1 protein-coding gene is annotated in these 271 nt (G+C 42.4%); it reads left to right on the forward strand.

Annotated features, from left to right (window positions below; all coding sequences use genetic code 11):
- A partial coding sequence (locus tag SB749_RS19500) for a hypothetical protein (protein ID WP_410711762.1) occupies positions 1-271 on the forward strand: 271 nt, incomplete at both ends.

Consider the following 271-nt stretch of genomic DNA (forward strand, 5'->3'; position numbering starts at 1 on the left):
GTGAACAGCTTGAAACAATAACAAAAGCGAAATTTATTGACTTGCTGAAAGAGAATGACTTATTGGCTGAAGAGGGTGATGTCAACGTGGTTGATCTGGACATTTTTGTTGATTATTCGCGTCGTTTTGTTGGCGATGCAACGCCTTTTCCTGTTGAAAAGATGCTCTCCCCAATAATTGCGCTGCATGAAGCCAGCTATTTAGGTGACGTAGCCATTCGTAAAAACATCAATCGCGGAATGACGCTGAAAGGCATTTCTACCGGCCTTAT

Origin of the sequence: Brevibacterium sp. SIMBA_078 (assembly GCF_046534565.1) — a bacterium.
Lineage (GTDB): Bacteria > Actinomycetota > Actinomycetes > Actinomycetales > Brevibacteriaceae > Brevibacterium.